Consider the following 16,883-nt stretch of genomic DNA (forward strand, 5'->3'; position numbering starts at 1 on the left):
GTATGGAAAAGTACGAAAACATTATTGATATCAAGAACTTTTTACCGCATAGAAAACCTATGTTAATGGTAGATTTTATTTATGAGTTAACAGATACAAATGTAAAAACAGTTTTTGAAATTAAAAATGACAACCTTTTTGTTGAAAATGATGTTTTCGCCGAAGTTGGTTTAGTAGAAAATGCTGCTCAAACTTGCTCTGCAATTGTTGGGCAATCTTTTTTTTTAGATGACAACCAAGATGTTAAAGAAGGAGTAGAAGTAATTGGTTTTATTAGCGGTATCAAAAAAGCTAAAGTTTATAGTTTACCTAAGTTAGGAGATGCAATTAAAACAAAAGCGGTTTTAGCTTCTCGATTTGATGCCGACGGTTATAGTATTTGTACCATGAGTTGTTTAACGTACAATAAGGGAGTACTTGTTTTTGAAGCTGAAATAAATTTATTTATCCAAGAAAAAAAATAAGAATGAAAGAAAATGAAGTCCCTCAAGATAAAAGTAATCTTTCAAAAACAAATTTGAAAGAACTTTGTTATGCGGTAAATGAAAATGGGGAATACACAACAGCTTTAAGTACTGGTTGGGAACCTAAAACAATTGCTTTAGAAAATTCCATTCAAGAGATTAAAGAACGAGTTGAATTAGCTAATCAAAATGTTAAAGCAGGAATTGTAAGTCCAATAGTATATTTTATGGAAGTACATAAAATGGATTGGGTTACATTATCTGATTATGTAGGAATGTGGCAATGGCGCGTAAAAAGGCATACAAAACCTAGTGTGTTTGAAAAAATGAGCGATAAATTACTTCAAAAATATGCTGATGCTTTCGAAATTTCAATCGATGAATTAAAAAACTTTAAAGGAGAATAATGCAAACTAATTTTACACATCATCAATCTGCTCATTGTGAAAATGGAGTTGCTTCAAATCTTTTGAAATTCCATGGCATAAATATTAGTGAACCTATGGTTTTTGGTATTGGTTCTGGTTTGTTTTATTTCTATTTACCTTTTTTAAAAGTTAATCATGCGCCAGCAATTAGTTACCGACCAATGCCCGGTTCTATTTTTAATAAAGCAGCAAAAAGATTAGGTATTAAAGTTAAAAGAGTAAAGTTTTCAAACAATAATCAAGCACAAAAAGCATTAGAAGAAAATCTAAATAATAATATTCCATCAGGCTTACAAGTTGGTGTTTACAATCTGACTTATTTTCCTGACGAATATCGTTTTCATTTTAATGCTCATAATTTAGTAGTTTACGGAAAAGAAAATAATACTTTCTTAATCAGTGACCCCGTCATGGAAACGGTTACTACTTTAACAGAAAAAGAATTGGAAAAAGTACGTTTCGCTAAAGGAGCATTAGCTCCTAAAGGACAAATGTATTTTCCAATTGATATACCAGCCCATATAAATTGGGAAAATGCAATCAAAAAAGGAATAAAAAATACGTGTAACGACATGTTAGCTCCTGTTCCAATTGTAGGGATAAACGCAATGGAATGGGTAGCAAAAGATATGAGAAAATGGCCAGCTAAAAAAGGTGTAAAAGTGGCAAATCATTATTTAGCACAAATGGTTCGAATGCAAGAAGAAATTGGAACTGGCGGTGGAGGTTTTCGATTTATTTATGCTGCTTTTTTACAAGAAGCTGCAGTTATTCTAAAAAATGATAAACTTAAAGAACTTTCTGCAGAAATGACAATTATTGGTGATATGTGGAGAGATTTTGCAGTAAATGCAGCTCGTGTTTATAAAAACAGAAGCAATCAAACAGATGTATATAATGCTTTGGCAGATGAACTTTTAGTTATTGCTGCTAAAGAAGAAACGTTTTTTAAAAACCTTAAAAAAGCAATTTAAAAAATGAACGAACCAATAATTCAAATTCAAAAACTTTATAAAAAGTATAAAGAAGCAGATGATTTTTCGGTAAACGATTTAAGTTTGGTTGTTGAGAGAAAAGAAATCTACGGATTATTAGGTCCAAATGGTGCAGGAAAAACTACTCTAATTTCTATGTTATGCGGTTTAATTAAACCAACTTCAGGAAGTTTTACAATCAATAATCTTTCGTACCATAAAAATGCAAATGATATTAAAAAAATAATTGGTGTTGTTCCGCAAGAATATGCTTTGTATCCAACATTAACAGCAAAAGAAAACTTGTTGTATTTTGGAAGTATGTACGGATTAAAAGGTAAAAATTTACATAATAAAGTTAATGAAGCTCTAGAACATTTAGGCTTACTTAAATTTGCCAATAAACAAATTGAAACTTTTTCTGGCGGAATGAAACGTAGGGTAAATTTAATTGCCGGAATTCTACATAATCCAACTATTTTGTTTTTAGATGAACCAACAGTTGGAGTTGATGTGCAGTCTAAAAACGTAATTATCGATTACTTAAAACATTTAAACGAAAACGGAACAACGATAATTTATACTTCACATCATTTAACGGAAGCGCAAGACTTTTGTACTAAAATAGCCATTATTGATAGAGGTAAAATTTATGCCGAAGGAACAGCTAAAGAATTAATTGCTTCAACTCAAAATGCGACTAATTTAGAAGATGTTTTTATTTCATTAACAGGTAAAGAACTTCGCGATGCTATATAAATTCCTAATGTCGGTCTATAAAGAAGTCCTTTTGTTAAAAAGAGATTTTGGAGGTTTGGTTATCTTATTTGTAATGCCATTGGTTCTTATTGTAACTATAACTTTAATACAAGACAGTACATTTAAAACCGTTTCAGATAGTAAAATTCCAATTTTATTAATTGATAACGATAACGATGTAATTTCAAATAGTGTAAAAGATAATTTAGCGCAAAGTGGCTCATTTGATATCATTACACAAATTGATAATACAAATATTACAGAAGAAATTGCAAAAAATGCAGTTTTTAAAGGAAAATACCAATTAGCAATTATAATACCAGAAAATCTGAGTTCTGATTTACAATTAAAAGTAAATCAAAATGTAGATAAAATTACGGCAAATTTCGGATTAACCGAAGATACAATTGTGCCACAACAACATTTAAATCCAAAAGAAATTAAACTATATTTTGATCCTGCGGCTCAATTATCGTTTAAAAACGGAGTTAAAAATGGTATTGATAAAATGATTTCTAAAATTGAAACAAAATCAATTTATGAAACTTTTCAAGAACAACTTGGTGAAGGAGATGAACCTATTTTTTCGCAAGAAAACTTCATCACTTTTAAAGAAATTGTTCCCAGAGTGAATAATGAAGAGATTAAACCAAATTCGGTACAGCACAATGTTCCTGCTTGGACTTTGTTTGCTATTTTCTTTATAATTGTTCCACTTTCAATTAATATAGTAAAAGAAAAAAGCCAAGGTACAATGATTCGTTTAATTACAAATCCGGTTCCTTATGCAGTTCTTTTAGCGGGTAAAACGGCGACCTATTTGTTAATTTGTATCATACAGTTTTTCTTAATGATAGCTGTTGGAATTTATTTATTTCCTTATTTAGACTTACCTATTTTAGACGTAAGTGGAAAAATGTTTTTAATGACGGTTGTAGCTATTTTTTCAGGTTTAGCAGCAATAGGATTAGGAATTTTATTAGGTACAATAGCAAAAACACAAGAACAATCGGCTCCATTTGGTGCAACTTCTGTAGTAATATTAGCTGCAATTGGTGGTGTTTGGGTTCCTGTTTTTGCAATGCCAAAAGTAATGCAGTTTGTTTCAAATATTTCTCCAATGAATTGGGGATTAAACGCATTTTACGACGTATTACTACGTAATGGAAGTATTATAGATATACTTCCCGAATTATTTTATTTACTTTTGTTTTTTACAATTACAATTACAATTGCCATAGTTTATGATAAAAAGAAAAGAGCAGTATAACGAAGCCAGTCATTTAACAGTATCAAAAGATATTCGAGTACGTTTTAACGAAACAGATCCTTTAGGAATTGTTTGGCACGGCTATTATATTACTTATTTTGAAGATGGAAGAGAAGCTTTTGGAAGAGATCACGGAATTTCTTATTTAGACGTGCATAAATATGGTTATACAACTCCTATTGTAAAGTCTATTTGCGAACATAAATTATCTTTGCGTTATGGCGATGTTGCACGTATTGAAACCACTATTGTAGATACGCCTGCAGCAAAAATGATATTTAAATATACAATTTACGATAGTAATAATGAAGTGGCTTGTACTGGAGAAACAGTTCAAGTTTTTGTTGATGGTAACGGAGTTTTGTCACTTAATAATCCGCCATTTTATGAAGAATGGAAGCGTAAAGTTGGATTACTAAAATAAGATATGCATAAAGAAGCTTACATAACGCATACAAACTGTATTACGCCTTTAGGTTTAGATGCTTTTTCTAATTATAATGCGGTATTAGAAGGGAAATCGGGTATTCAATTACATGAAAGTAATTTAATGCAAGATGCTTTTTATGCAAGTATTATTCCTAATGATATTATTGATGCAGCTTTTAGTAAAATTTCTAAAAGTACAGATTATACAAAATTAGAAAAAATGTTTATTTTGGCTTTGGAACCAATGGTAAACAAGCAAGAAATCACTTCCAAAACAGCGTTTATTTTATCGACTACTAAAGGAAATATTGAAGCTTTAGCAACTACAGAAAACACAATTGAAGATGCACAGTTAGGAACATTAGCAGATAAAATCAGTTCTTTTTTTGGTTTTAAAACCAAACCAATAATAGTTTCAAATGCTTGTGTTTCTGGAGTTTTAGCCATTGCTGTTGCAAAAAGAATGATTCAAATAGGTTTGTATGATGATGCTTATGTAGTGGCTGGCGATGCAATTTCAGAATTTGTTTTATCAGGTTTCAACTCTTTTCAAGCAATGAGTAATGAGCCTTGTAAACCTTATGATAAAGAGCGAACTGGTGTAACTTTAGGCGAAGCAACTGCGGCAGTTTATATTACTTCAGATGAAAGTAAAGTAAAGAAAGGAAGCTTTAAAATTGTTGGAGATGGTGCTATTAACGATGCAAATCATATTTCTGGACCATCAAGAACAGGTGAAGGTTTATTTAGAAGTATAAATAGTGCATTAAAAGAAGCAAATTTAGAAGCCAATAAAATAGACTATATTTCTGCACACGGAACGGCAACAATGTATAACGACGAAATGGAAGCAATTGCTTTTAATCGTTTAGAATTACAAAATGTACCGGTTAATAGTTTAAAAGGATATTACGGACATACACTTGGTACATCCGGACTTTTAGAAACGGTTTTGTCAATTGAAAGTGCAAATAATAATAGGTTGATTGTTTCAAAAGGATATGTAAATTGTGGCGTTACACAACCCATAAATATTATTGAAGAAGCAAAACAATATGAAATTAAATATTTCTTAAAAACAGCTTCCGGTTTTGGAGGTTGTAATACAGCAGTATTATTTGAAAAAGCAAACTAATTTGGAACAAAATTATAAAATAGCTCAGCATTGCGTTATTGAAAATAACAAAGTATTCTTAAATGGAGTAGAGAAATTTAGTTCAACTAATGAACAATTTCCTGACTTTATTAAAGCTGCTTATAAAAACTTTAATAGTAATTATCCAAAATTTTTTAAAATGGATAATTTAAGTAAATTGTCTTTTTTAGCCGCCGATTTAATTTTGAAAGAAATAGATTTAAACGAAGAAGATAATGATATTGCGGTTGTTTTTGCAAATAAATCAGCCAGTTTAGATACAGATGTTAAATACCAAAGTTCTATAGCAAATAAGGAAGAATATTTTCCAAGTCCTGCCGTATTTGTATATACTTTACCCAATATTTGCGTGGGAGAAATAAGTATTAAACACCATTTAAAATCAGAAAATGCCTTTTTTGTTTTTGATACGTTTAATGCTGAATTTATGTATAATTATGCAACACATTTATTAAATTCAAACAAAACAAATAAAGTTTTATGCGGTTGGGTTGAATTTTTTGAAGAAAATTACAAAGCTGTTGTATATTTGGTCCAAAATAGTGGAACTTTAGAACACAATATAAAAATGATTAATACAATTTATAACAAATAAGATGGAAGCATTAAAAGCAGAATTAAAAGGGAAAATAGTTGAAGTATTAAATTTAGAAGATATTTCAGTTGATGAAATTAATGATAATGATCCATTGTTTGGTGATGGTTTAGGTTTAGATTCAATTGATGCTTTAGAATTAATTGTTCTTTTAGATAAAGATTACGGTATTAAATTAACAGATCCTAAAGAAGGAAAAACTATTTTCGAATCTATCGAAACTATGGCTGCTTACATTACGGCAAACAGAACTAAATAATTTATGGCTAAAAGAATTGCAATAACCGGAATGGGAATTATTTCTTCTATTGGTAAAACAGTAGAAGAAAATTACGATGCTTTAATTCATCAAAAAACAGGAATTTCTACTATCGAAAATATAGAAACAATCCATAAAGATGTTATTAAAGTAGGGGAAATTAAAATGACCAATCAAGAGTTAGAGCAATTATTAAATTTGCCAAAAAACAATAATTATTCTCGAACAGCTATGCTTGGAGCTTATGCAGTAGAGAAAGCGGTTGAAAATGCTCAAATTAAAGATATTAACGAATTTAAAACAGGTCTAATTTCAGCAACAAGTGTTGGTGGAATGGACATGACTGAAAAATTCTATTACGAATATTTTGAAGATGAAACTTGCCAGAAATATATTCAAGCACACGATGCTGGTGATGCAACCCATAAAATGGCCGAACATATTGGTTTAAAAGGAATTGTAACAACGGTAAGTACTGCGTGTTCATCGGCTGCAAATGCTATAATGATTGGCTCTCGATTAATTCAATCAGGTCAATTAGACAGGGTTATTGTGGGAGGAACAGATGCTTTGGCAAAATTTACCATCAACGGATTTAAAACACTAATGATTTTGTCAGACACTTATAATACTCCTTTTGACAACGAACGAAAAGGATTAAACTTAGGTGAAGCTGCTGCTTTTTTAGTATTAGAATCGGAAGAAGTAGCAAAAAAACAAAATAAGAAAGTGTTGGCTTATGTTTCGGGTTACGGAAATGCAAACGATGCTTTTCACCAAACTGCTTCATCTGAAAACGGAGAAGGTGCTTATTTAGCAATGCATAAAGCATTAAAAATGTCGGGTTTAGCAACAACTGATATCGATTATATTAATGCTCACGGAACAGCAACTCCAAACAACGATTTATCGGAAGGAAGAGCAATTGTGCGTGTTTTTGAAGATAATGTTCCCGAATTTAGTTCAACAAAACCTTATACAGGTCATACTTTGGCTGCTGCTGCTGCAATTGAAGCTGTTTATAGTGTTTTGGCTTTGCAAAATAATGTGGTTTTCCCAAATTTGAATTTCAAAAATCAAATGGAAGAATTCAATATAACACCGCAAACAACATTGAAAGAAAAAGAAATAAACCATGTTTTATCGAATTCTTTCGGATTTGGAGGTAATTGTTCAACTGTAATATTTTCAAAGAACTAATGAAGAAGTGTTATATAAACGGATTAGGAAATATTTCGGCACAAAATACATTTGAAACCGATTTTTTAGGAGATGCAGTTGTAAACAGTACAGAAAATGTTTTGTATGCAAACCAACCTTCATATAAAGAATTTATTCCTCCAGCTGCTAGCAGAAGAATGGCAAAAGGAGTCAAAATGGGAATTGCAGCTTCTACAAAAGCGTTAGCTGAAGCAAATGTAGTTATTCCAGATGCAATTATTACAGGAACTGGAATGGGTTGTGTAGAAGATTCGGAAAAGTTTTTAAAAGGAATTTTAGACAATAAAGAACAATTTTTAACGCCTACTTCTTTTATTCAATCCACTCATAATACTGTTGGTGCACAAATAGCACTTGGTTTGCAATGTAAAGGTTATAATTTTACTTATGTAAACGGAGCAATATCATTGGAAACGGCTTTGTTAGATGCTAAAATTCAAGTAGAAACTGAAGAAGAAAATACGATTCTTGTTGGTGGAATTGATGAAACAGCTCAGCATACTTTAGATTTATTTAAATTAACGAATGTTATTAAAAAAGAAGAAGATGCACCTTATAGTGTTTTAAACCCAACTTCAAAAGGAGTTGTTTTTAGCGAAGGAGCTACTTTTTTTACTTTAGAAAATTCTAAAAAGGAATCTAGTTATGCTACTATTGAAGCTATTAAAATTCAAAATAGTTTAGCAGTTAATGAAGTTGAAGATTTTATTTCAGATTTCTTAAAAGAGAACAATTGCCAAGTAAATGAAATCGATGCTGTTGTTTTTGGAAATAATGGCGATGTGGAATATGATTTTTATTATGATGTTTCTAATTCGTTATTTAAAAATACTGCACAAGTTTTTTATAAACACTTAAGTGGAGAATATAATACAGCTTCAGGATTCGGACTTTGGTGTGCTGCAAAAATTATAAAAAATCAAGAAATCCCTTCTGTTTTAAAAATGAATTTGGTTGAGTCATCAAAATTAGAAACCATTTTATTATACAATCAATATCAAGGAAGAGATCATAGTTTAATATTGCTTAAAAAATGCTAAAACACAAAAACATAGCTATTTTATGTAGTGTTGTTTTTATTTTTCTATTCACTTTAAGTTTCTTTTTTAATGTGAATAGCATTTTTTTTATTCTTTTATTTTTAGTTTGGTTAACTATAACAACTTGGGGTGTTTTTGATATTCGATCTCAATATTTCATTAAAACATATTGTAATAATTCAGTTGTTAACGAAAAAATAATATCAATTTCTTTTGATGATGGTCCACATTTAATGACCCATAAAGTTTTGGATGTTTTAGCTAAATATAATGTTAAAGCTACTTTTTTTTGCATTGGAAATCAAATTGAAAAAGATCCAGAAATTTTAAAACGAATTGTTAACGAAGGTCATCTTGTAGGAAATCATTCGTATTCACATTCTAATTTTTTTGGAACATTTTCTACTAAGAAAGTTATTGAAGAGTTGGAAAAAACAAGAAAAATAATATTAGATATAACAGGTAAAAACACCTTGTATTTTAGACCGCCATTTGGAGTAACTAATCCTAAAATTTCTCGTGCAATAAAAGCCACAAGGTATAAAGCCATTGGCTGGAATATTCGTTCTTTGGATACTGTGATAAAATCTGAAGATGAGATTCTTAAAAGAGTTAAAAATAAGATTAAACCTGGTGGAATAATCTTATTTCATGATACTTCTTTAAAAACAGTGAGTGTTTTGGAACGGTTATTGTTATTTTTGCAAGAAGAATATAAAATAGTACCAATAGATTATTTAATAAATGAATCGCCTTATGCAAATGAAACAAATTAGTAGTCTTGTTTTCTTATTGTTTACAACACTTTTTTTTGCGCAAGAATCAAAAATGACAGCTGCAGAAATTACAAAATTTAAAAGCACGATTGAAAAAGAAACAAAAACAATAAAAACAATAAAAACAGATTTTATTCAATATAAACATTTAGATTTTTTATCAAAAGACATTGAAACTTCTGGTAAAATGACTTTTAAAGCGCCTAACTTATTGAATTGGCAATACACAAAACCATATGAATACAGTATTGTTTTTAAAAACAACAAAGTTTACATCAATGATCAAGGTAAAAAAAGTACGGTTGATGGAAAAATGTTTGAAAAAATAAACAGTCTAATTGTAGGAAGCGTTAGTGGAAATATGTTTGACGATAAAGAATTTACTATCACTTACTTTAAATCAAAAGAATTTAATATTACGAAGCTCGTTCCCAAAACGGCAACGATTAAAAAATACATTAAAGAAGTTGAATTGTATTTTCCTAAGAATGAATCTACAGTTGCTCAAGTAAAATTAATTGAACCATCAAACGATTATACTAAAATTGTTTTTAAAAATAAAGTAATCAATGCAAAAGTGGACGATTCGGCTTTTACTAATTAGTATTTCTTTTTTCCTTTTTTCTTGTAAAACGTATCAAGTTTCTGGAGAAAAATTAGAAATAAGTAATAGTAAAGTTATTTTAAACCCTTATTTCTCAAATGAGAATTTAGATTATGTATATAAAACACATATTGAAGTTTACGGAAATGATTTAAGCGGTATTTTTGTAACCAAAAAGATAAATGATTCTATTCACAGAGTTGTTTTTACTACCGATTTTGGTAATAAATTATTAGATTTTGAAATTTCTAATAATAGCTTTAAAGTAAATTATGTAGTAGAAGATTTAGATAGAAAACTAATTTTAAATACGCTTGAAAAAGATTTTAAGCTGCTTTTAAAGCAGTCTTTTGTAGTTGATGAAATGTTTGAAAATGAGGAATATTATATTTACAAATCAAATGCGGGTAAACGTTTTAATTACATTTATCAATCTAAAACAGATGATCAATTTATTAAAATCATTCAAACATCAAAAAGGAAAGAAAAACTAAGGCTAAATTTTGATTCGAAAGAAGGAAAAATCGCTGAAAATATTCTAATATTGCACCAAAATATAAAATTAACAATTTCACTAAATAAATTTGAAAATTAGAATTATGAAAAAAGTAGCTATTGCAACACTATTATGCTTTTTAGGATTAACACAAGTTAATGCTCAGGTATCGTTTAAACCAGGTTTAAGAGCAGGTTTAAATCTTTCACATTTTACACAAACTGATGATAGCGATGAAGATTTCAAATCAAAATCAGATTTTTATATTGGTGGTTTTGGAGAATTGAAACTTACGAAATATTACACTTTACAGCCAGAAATCACCTATTCTAGACAAGGATCTAAATATGAATATAGAGGATCGTCTAATTCTACTACTTTTGATGCTACATATTTATCTTTTGCAGTAGTAAATAAATTTACATTTAATGATAAATTTAATTTTCATGTTGGCCCAACAATTGATTTTTTAGTTGAGAAGGATAGAAGAATAGATTATAATAGTGATGTTGATTTAGCATTTTTACTTGGTTTGGGATATAATTTCAATTCTAATTTTGGTATTGAAGCTAGAGTTAAAAAAGGAATTGTTCCTGTTCTAGATTATAATGACTCTCAAACTAATGTTGTATTCTCTTTTGGAGCAACTTATACTTTCGATATTAAATAAAAATATATGTTACTAAAGGATTTTTACAAAGTAGTGCAAATTGAAAAAATTTCTGAAACGAAATACAATTCTATAATTGAATTGAATAAAGATCATGATGTTTTTAAAGGACATTTTCCTGGAAATCCTGTAACTCCTGGGGTTTGTATGATGCAAATAATTAAAGAACTTGCGCAAGAAATTGTTGGGAGTTCTTTAGTTATGACCAGTTCGTCAAACGTAAAATTCATGGCAATTATTAACCCAGAAATAAACGCTACATTGCGTCTTGAATTAGAATTTGTTGGAGATATTTCTACAGACTTAAAAGTAAAAAACACTACTTATTTTGACGAAACTGTAGCTTTAAAACTAACTAATACTTATATAAAAGCATAATTTTGAAATTACTTACTTCTTTGTTTATTACTTTGTTTCTTTTCTTTAATCAGGGACTACCTGAAATAAGAGAACAGTATATTAATGCCTCTGATTCTAAAAATAATGCAGAAAAATTTTATAATTTAGTTATAAGCAATAAGACAGACAAAAACGTTTTTTTAGCATATAAAGGTGCTGCAACCACATTAAAGTCTAAGTTTGTTACAAAAAAGGCAGAAAAAAAAGAAATGTTTATTGAGGGTGTGGGTATGGTTGAAAAAGCAGTTAAAAATGACCCTAATAATGTTGAAATTAGACTTATAAGACTAAGTATTCAAGAAAATACACCTAAATTACTAAAATATAAATCTAACATTTCTGAAGATAAGAAAATAATAATTTCTAATTTTGATACTCAAACAAAAGATTTGAAAGATTATATAAAAATTTACGTAAAACAATCCAAAATCTTTACAGAAGAAGAACGAAATAAAATAATTTAATAAGAAACATTTATGAATTTTACAGGAACAATATCTGATAGAATTTCTTCATTAAATGTTTGTATAATTATTCCTACTTATAATAATTGCAAGACATTAGAAAGAGTTATTAATGGCGTTTTAGAACAAACTACAAATATTATTGTCGTTAATGATGGTTCTACTGATGATACTGTTTCTATTTTAAATAACTATTCCCAAATTACTGTTTTACAAATTCAAAAAAATAAGGGTAAAGGAAATGCTTTACGCCATGGTTTTAAAAAAGCAAAAGAACTTAACTACGATTATGCCATTACAATTGATTCTGATGGTCAACATTTCCCAGACGACATTCCTGTTTTTTTAGATGCGTTAGAACAAGAAAACAGCCCTGTTTTATTAATAGGAAGCCGAAATATGACGGAAGAAAATGTACCAAAAAAGAGTAGTTTTGGTAATAAATTTTCTAATTTTTGGTTTTGGTTCGAAACCGGAATTAAATTAGACGATACACAATCTGGTTATCGATTGTATCCATTGAATAACATTCCAAATAATTTTTTTACCAATAAATTTGAATTTGAAATAGAAGTAATTGTTAGAACTGCATGGAAAGGTGTTTCTGTTAAAAATATTCCCATTAAAATTTTATACGATCCAAATGAACGTGTAACGCATTTTAGACCTTTTCAAGACTTTACGAGAATTAGTATTTTAAACACAATTTTAGTAATTATCACTCTTTTTTATATTAAGCCAAGAAACTTTATTATGAGTTTCAAAAAAAAAAGCTTTAAAGATTTTATAAAAGAAGACATACTTTCTAGCAACGATTCTAATTCTATTAAAGCAACTTCAATTGCTTTAGGAACTTTTATAGGAATTGCTCCTTTTTGGGGCTTTCAGACAGTTTTAGTGATTTTTTTAGCTGTTTTTTTAAAATTGAATAAAGCTTTAGCATTTACTTTTTCAAATATTAGTATTCCTCCTATGATTCCTTTTGTAATTTATGGTTCTATGAAAGTAGGTTCTATTTTTATAGAGGATAAAAAAGCAATTATTATAAAAAATGAAACTGTATTCAATACTATAAAAGACAATTTACTTCAATATGTTGTTGGAAGTTTATTTTTAGCAACTGTTGCTTCAATTCTTTTCGGTTTTGCTAGTTATTTATTACTTTCGTTGTTTAGAAAATCAGCTAAGTAAATCAGTTCAATATAATGCACACTTTTTTTATCGGTTTACATCATTTAATTCAAAAAAATAAGATAAGCTCTCTGTTAATTGGAGTAGTATTTCTATTTTTTTGTGGTTTTTTTGCTTCAAAAATTAATTTTGAAGAAGACATTACGCGTATTATTCCTAAAAGTGATAAATCTGATGTTACTGCAAAGGTTTTACAACAACTTAAATTTTCTGATAAAATAACGGTAATTATTGAAAAAGATAAAGAAGGAACAATTGACGATTTATCTGATTTAGCTACTACTTTCTTAGACAGTATTGTTTCTTGCAATCAATATATAAATACTATTCAAGGAAAAGTAGACGAAGAGAATATTCAAGAAACATTTGATTTCGTTTACAATAATTTGCCTTTGTTTTTAGAAGATAAAGATTATGAATTTCTTGAAAATAAAGTTAATAAAGACAGTATTGCAGTCCAGGTTCAAAATAATTATAGAACATTAATTTCTCCAACAGGAATTATTGCCAAAGACTTTATTCTAAAAGATCCATTAGGAATTTCTTTCATCGCTTTAAAAAAACTACAACAATTAAATATTGGTGACGATTTTAAATTGCATGATGGCTTTGTAATTACAAAAGATGAGTCTAAAATTTTATTGTTTATAAATCCAAAGTTATCAGGAAGTGAAACCGAAAAAAACACAGTTTTTGTAGCCGAATTAAATAAAATTAAAGAAACTCTAAATAAGGAATATAAAGGAAAATCAACTATAGATTATTTTGGGTCGTCATTAATTGCTGTTGCCAATGCAAAGCAAATTAAAAAGGATATTATGACTACCATTGTAATATCTATGACGGTATTAATGCTGATTTTAATTTTGTTTTATAGAAAGATAGTTATTCCAATTATTATTTTTATTCCTACCATTTTCGGAGTGTTATTTGCATTGGCAAGTTTATACTTTTTGAAAAACACTATTTCTGCAATATCATTAAGTGTTGGAGCAGTTTTGATAGGGATTACTATCGATTATTCCTTGCATATTCTCACACATTATAAATACAACAGTAACGTAGAAATACTTTATAAAGACATCACAAAACCTTTAATAATGAGCAGTTCTACAACTGCAATTGCCTTTTTATGTTTGTTGTTTGTAAATTCTGAAGCTTTAAAAGATTTGGGTGTTTTTGCTGCAATTTGCGTAATGGTTTCAGCTTTTTTCTCCTTATTAATTATTCCACATTTATACAAACCAAAAAACAATGAGCACGTTGCTAAGAGTAATTTGTTAGACAAAACGGCTTCATTTTCATTTCATCATAACAAAGTTTTAATAGCAGTTAGTTTAATTATAATTGCAATTAGCTTCTTTACTTTTTCAAAAGTTAAGTTTAACAACAATCTTTCCGATTTAAATTTTATTCCAAAAGATATTAAAGCAGTTGAAGCTAAGCTTGAAGGAGCAACAAATTTAACTTCAAAATCTATATATTTAGCAACATACGGAAACAGTATTGATGAAGTTTTAAAAAACAATAATACTCTTTTTAATGATTTAAACCAATATAAATCAAAGGGTGAAGTTTTAAATTTCAGTTCTATAGGAGGAATTATTTTATCTAAAGAAGCGCAAATTGAAAAAATTAATAAATGGAATTCTTTCTGGACAAAATCAAGAAAAGAAGAAGTTGAATCTAATTTAATTTCGAGCGGTGCTGCAATTGGTTTTAAACCTACAACACATCAAGATTTTTATAGTTTATTAAGTAAGCAGTTTGAACCTATAAGTTTTCAAGACTATGCAAATGTAAAAGCCTTTTTCTTAGACGAATTTGTTTCTCATAAAAACAACTTTTATACCATTTCATCAGTTGTGAAGGTTTCTAATGAACAACGTGATCATTTTGTAGCTTCTATGTCTAAAGAAAAAAATGTAGTTGCAATTGATAGGCAACATATGAATGAAACATTTTTAGGAAAATTAAAAGAAGATTTTACCAGCTTGGTTAATTATTCATTGATTGCTGTTATTTTAATCTTGTTTTTATTTTTTAGAAGAATAGAATTAGTACTAATAAGCGTTATTCCTATTATCATAACTGGGTTAGTGACTACTGGTATTATGGGCGTTTTTGGAATACAACTTAATATTTTTAGTACAATTGTGTGTACTTTAATATTTGGACACGGAGTCGATTTTAGTATTTTTATGACCAGTGCACTTCAAAAAGAATATACAACAGGTAAAAGTGAGTTAGCAACTTATAGAACATCTATTTTATTAGCTGTTATTACTACCGTTTTAGCTATTGGAGCATTAATTTTTGCCGAACATCCAGCTTTAAAATCAATATCATCTGTTTCTTTAATTGGAGTTTTTTCCGCTCTAATTATAACGTTTATATTTTATCCTATTTTATTTAAAATTTGTATTTCTAATAGACCAACAAAAGGAAAATCTCCAGTTTCACTTCGTATGTTTATTCATTCTACTTTGTCCTTTATTTATTATGGATTAGGCGGTTTTATATTATCATTTGTAGGTCAGTTTGTAATTTCTTTTATTCCAATCAATAAGAAAACTAAAATGATGTGGTTTAGACGAACGATGTCTAAATTTATGAAATCTGTTTTTTATACCAATCCTTTTGCAAGCATAGGAGTTGTTAATAAAAATAATGAAAAATTTGAAAAACCCGCTATTCTAATAGCTAATCACACTTCATTTTTAGATATTCTTGCCATTGGAATGTTAAGTCCAAAAATTATTTTTGTGGTTAATGATTGGGTTTATAATTCGCCTTTTTTTGGTCGTGGAGTAAAGTTGGCAGGGTTTTATCCTGTTTCTCAAGGAATTGATGGAGGAGTAGAACACCTTCGTGAAAAAGTGGAAGAAGGATATTCAATTATTGTTTTCCCAGAAGGAACTCGATCTGAGTCTAATGCAATTAAAAGATTTCATAAAGGCGCATTTTATATGGCCGAACAATTTAATATTGATATTTTACCCATTTATATTCATGGTAATTCAGAGTTATTGCCAAAAGGAGATCATATTATTTACGATGAAACTTTAACGGTAGTAATTGGAGAAAGAATTACACCTTCCAATACCACTTTTGGAACCGATTATAGTACAAGAACTAAAAAAATAAGTGCATTTTATAAAAATGAATTTTCACTGCTTAGAGATCAGTTAGAAGATGAATCTTATTTTAAAAAGAAATTGTTTTTAAGTTTTTTATACAAAGAACAAGAAATTGTAAACAAAGTAAAAACCGATTTTAATACTAACAAAGCTACTTATTTTAGGTTAAATCAATTAATAAGTAAAGAAGCTAAAATTCTTCATATAGCTAATGATTACGGACAAATTGATGTTTTGTTATGTTTAGGGCAACCTACAAGAAAAATTTATTCGTTTATTGAAGATGAAGAAAAACGTGGTATAGCAAATACAAATTATATTGTTAGAAATCGTAAAATTAAGTATCTTCAAAAAATAGAAGATGTAACTGAAACTTTTGATACGGTTTTAATAAGTACGTCAAAATTTTCGAATGAAAGTTTAGCACATTTAAAAAAGGCAAATACAATTTTTCTAATGAATAGTTTTGAGTTGGAGAATGAGCTTTTAACTTATGGTTTTAATGTGGAAAGTAGAGAAGAAGCTATTTTAGTTTTAAAGAAATAAAA

The 16,883-nt window shown here is 28.6% G+C and carries 19 protein-coding genes; all 19 read left to right on the plus strand.

Annotation, left to right across the window (positions count from 1 at the left end; translation table 11 throughout):
- Positions 1-2 precede the first annotated feature (2 nt).
- The 19 genes from OLM55_RS07555 to OLM55_RS07645 are packed head-to-tail and all read left to right on the plus strand — an operon-like array spanning position 3 to position 16,881.
- Complete coding sequence (locus OLM55_RS07555; protein WP_264558309.1) at positions 3-464, plus strand: ABC transporter permease; 462 nt, start codon at positions 3-5, stop codon at positions 462-464.
- Between the two features lie 2 nt (positions 465-466).
- Complete coding sequence (locus OLM55_RS07560) at positions 467-871, plus strand: hypothetical protein (protein ID WP_264558310.1); 405 nt, start codon at positions 467-469, stop codon at positions 869-871.
- Entirely contained in the window at positions 871-1,866 is a 996-nt protein-coding gene (locus OLM55_RS07565; protein WP_264558311.1) for a BtrH N-terminal domain-containing protein, read from the plus strand. Before OLM55_RS07560 ends, OLM55_RS07565 begins: the two co-directional genes overlap by 1 nt.
- A gap of 3 nt (positions 1,867-1,869) precedes the next feature.
- A complete protein-coding gene (locus tag OLM55_RS07570; RefSeq protein ID WP_264558312.1) occupies positions 1,870-2,625 on the plus strand; it encodes an ABC transporter ATP-binding protein in 756 nt (251 codons plus the stop codon).
- Positions 2,615-3,895, plus strand: coding sequence for an ABC transporter permease (locus OLM55_RS07575; RefSeq protein ID WP_264558313.1), 1,281 nt, complete (start codon positions 2,615-2,617; stop codon positions 3,893-3,895). The genes OLM55_RS07570 and OLM55_RS07575 overlap by 11 nt, the downstream gene beginning before the upstream one ends.
- A complete protein-coding gene (locus tag OLM55_RS07580) occupies positions 3,870-4,319 on the plus strand; it encodes an acyl-CoA thioesterase (RefSeq protein WP_264558314.1) in 450 nt (149 codons plus the stop codon). The genes OLM55_RS07575 and OLM55_RS07580 overlap by 26 nt, the downstream gene beginning before the upstream one ends.
- A 3-nt stretch (positions 4,320-4,322) precedes the next feature.
- Positions 4,323-5,459 (plus strand): beta-ketoacyl synthase N-terminal-like domain-containing protein, encoded by a 1,137-nt coding sequence (locus tag OLM55_RS07585; RefSeq protein ID WP_264558315.1) that lies wholly within the window; start codon positions 4,323-4,325, stop codon positions 5,457-5,459.
- A 1-nt stretch (position 5,460) separates the two neighbouring features.
- Positions 5,461-6,075 (plus strand): 3-oxoacyl-ACP synthase, encoded by a 615-nt coding sequence (locus OLM55_RS07590; protein ID WP_264558316.1) that lies wholly within the window; start codon positions 5,461-5,463, stop codon positions 6,073-6,075.
- A 1-nt stretch (position 6,076) separates the two neighbouring features.
- The gene (locus OLM55_RS07595; protein ID WP_264558317.1) at positions 6,077-6,334 is read left to right on the plus strand and encodes a phosphopantetheine-binding protein; all 258 of its coding nucleotides are present in this window, start codon (positions 6,077-6,079) and stop codon (positions 6,332-6,334) included.
- 3 nt (positions 6,335-6,337) lie between these two features.
- Positions 6,338-7,534, plus strand: a complete 1,197-nt coding sequence (locus tag OLM55_RS07600; RefSeq protein WP_264558318.1) for a beta-ketoacyl-[acyl-carrier-protein] synthase family protein — start codon at positions 6,338-6,340, stop codon at positions 7,532-7,534.
- Positions 7,534-8,595, plus strand: coding sequence for a beta-ketoacyl synthase chain length factor (locus OLM55_RS07605; protein WP_264558319.1), 1,062 nt, complete (start codon positions 7,534-7,536; stop codon positions 8,593-8,595). Before OLM55_RS07600 ends, OLM55_RS07605 begins: the two co-directional genes overlap by 1 nt.
- On the plus strand, positions 8,589-9,371 hold the full coding sequence (locus OLM55_RS07610; RefSeq protein WP_264558320.1) for a polysaccharide deacetylase family protein: 783 nt from the start codon (positions 8,589-8,591) through the stop codon (positions 9,369-9,371). Before OLM55_RS07605 ends, OLM55_RS07610 begins: the two co-directional genes overlap by 7 nt.
- Positions 9,358-9,975, plus strand: a complete 618-nt coding sequence (locus tag OLM55_RS07615) for an outer membrane lipoprotein carrier protein LolA (protein WP_264560610.1) — start codon at positions 9,358-9,360, stop codon at positions 9,973-9,975. Before OLM55_RS07610 ends, OLM55_RS07615 begins: the two co-directional genes overlap by 14 nt.
- On the plus strand, positions 9,941-10,570 hold the full coding sequence (locus OLM55_RS07620) for a hypothetical protein (protein ID WP_264558321.1): 630 nt from the start codon (positions 9,941-9,943) through the stop codon (positions 10,568-10,570). Before OLM55_RS07615 ends, OLM55_RS07620 begins: the two co-directional genes overlap by 35 nt.
- 4 nt (positions 10,571-10,574) lie before the next feature.
- A complete protein-coding gene (locus OLM55_RS07625; RefSeq protein WP_264558322.1) occupies positions 10,575-11,141 on the plus strand; it encodes a porin family protein in 567 nt (188 codons plus the stop codon).
- 6 nt (positions 11,142-11,147) lie between these two features.
- The gene (locus OLM55_RS07630) at positions 11,148-11,519 is read left to right on the plus strand and encodes a 3-hydroxyacyl-ACP dehydratase (protein WP_264558323.1); all 372 of its coding nucleotides are present in this window, start codon (positions 11,148-11,150) and stop codon (positions 11,517-11,519) included.
- A 2-nt stretch (positions 11,520-11,521) separates the two neighbouring features.
- Positions 11,522-12,004 (plus strand): hypothetical protein, encoded by a 483-nt coding sequence (locus tag OLM55_RS07635; RefSeq protein WP_264558324.1) that lies wholly within the window; start codon positions 11,522-11,524, stop codon positions 12,002-12,004.
- A 12-nt stretch (positions 12,005-12,016) separates the two neighbouring features.
- Positions 12,017-13,195 (plus strand): DUF2062 domain-containing protein, encoded by a 1,179-nt coding sequence (locus tag OLM55_RS07640; protein ID WP_264558325.1) that lies wholly within the window; start codon positions 12,017-12,019, stop codon positions 13,193-13,195.
- A 14-nt stretch (positions 13,196-13,209) separates the two neighbouring features.
- Positions 13,210-16,881 carry a 1-acyl-sn-glycerol-3-phosphate acyltransferase gene (locus OLM55_RS07645; RefSeq protein ID WP_264558326.1) on the plus strand — a complete coding sequence of 1,224 codons (3,672 nt, stop codon included), beginning with the start codon at positions 13,210-13,212 and terminating at the stop codon, positions 16,879-16,881.
- Positions 16,882-16,883: the final 2 nt, after the last annotated feature.

This window comes from Flavobacterium sp. N2270 (assembly GCF_025947225.1).
GTDB lineage: Bacteria > Bacteroidota > Bacteroidia > Flavobacteriales > Flavobacteriaceae > Flavobacterium.